The 1299-nt window shown below is 66.8% G+C and carries 1 protein-coding gene; it reads left to right on the top strand.

The genetic code is table 11. The features are described 5' to 3' along the window. Positions 1-105: 105 nt before the first annotated feature. A protein-coding gene (locus tag HNR30_RS46625; protein WP_181616690.1) for an IS3 family transposase occupies positions 106-1259 on the top strand; the annotation gives its coding sequence in 2 pieces (ribosomal slippage) (positions 106-319 and positions 319-1259; 1155 coding nt in all). The last annotated feature ends 40 nt before the right edge of the window (positions 1260-1299 follow it).

Genomic DNA, 1299 nt, shown 5'->3' with positions numbered 1-1299 from the left:
TGGTCTTGCCCCGGTTTGATGGACACCTGATCTCTGAGGGACCCTGGTTCCCAGAAGAAGGAGTTCACTGTGCCGAACAACTATCCGCCGGAGTTTCGCCGGCAGATGGTGGAGCTGGTGCGCGCGGGACGGTCGCCGGAGGAACTGGCCAAGGAGTTCCAGCCCTCCGCGCAGTCGATCCGTGTCTGGGTGCGCCAGGCCGATCTGGATGAGGGCCGTCGCCAGGACGGTATGACCAGCGCCGAGAAGGACGAGCTGGCCCGGCTGCGCCGGGAGAACAAGATTCTCCGCGAGGAGAAGGAGATCTTGCGTAAGGCCGCGGCTTTCTTCGCGCGGGAGACGGATCTGCCGAGATGAAGTTCCGGCTGATCGACGCGGAGAAGGACCACCACGAGGTCTCCCTGTTGGCCCGGGTGCTGGGTGTGTCGCGCCAGGGCTACTATGCCTGGGCAGTGCGCCAGCAGTGCGGCCCCTCAGCTCGAGCGCGCCGCGATGCCGAGCTGACCGGCAAGATCCGTGAACATCATCTGGCCTCGGATGCGATCTACGGGGCGCCGCGTATCCATGCCGACCTGCGGGAGGTCGACGGCATCAGGGTCGGCCGCAAACGCGTGGCCCGGCTCATGCGCCGTGCCGGGCTGGCCGGGGTGAGCAGGCGCAAGGGCTGCCGGACGACGATCGCCGACCGGCAGGCTGTGACCGCCTCCGACCTGGTCAAGCGGAAATTCAGCGCCGCCGAGCCGAACCGGGTCTGGACGGCCGACATCACCTACGTGCCGACCTGGCAGGGCTTTGTCTACCTCGCGGTCGTCCTGGACGTCTTCTCCCGTCGCATCGTCGGCTGGGCGATGGCCGATCACATGCGCACCGAGTTGGTGACCGACGCGCTGGCGATGGCCATCCACCAGCGCCGCCCTGAGGCCGGGGTGATTCACCACAGCGACAAGGGCAGCCAGTACACATCGATCGCCTTCGGTCGGCACTGCGAACGGGCCGGCATCCGTCCCTCGACGGGCCGGACCGGGACATGCTTCGACAACGCCATCACCGAGAGCTTCTTCGCGTCCCTGGAGTGCGAGCTGATCGATCGGCGCACGTTCCGGAGCAGGTCAGAGGCCGAACGGGCGGTATTCGGCTACATCGAGGGGTTCTACAACCGGCGCCGCCGCCACTCCGCCAACGGCCAGCTCAGCCCCGCCGAGTACGAGCACCGACACGCGCTCAAGAACATCCCAGAAGGCGACTATGCTGCCGCGTAGCCGCAAGCCCTGACGTGTCCATCAAACCGGGGCAACTCCA

Source organism: Nonomuraea soli, assembly GCF_013761175.1.
GTDB lineage: Bacteria > Actinomycetota > Actinomycetes > Streptosporangiales > Streptosporangiaceae > Nonomuraea > Nonomuraea soli.
The sequence above is the reverse complement of the archived record's forward strand: the minus strand, read 5'-3'. Positions and strand labels throughout refer to the sequence as shown.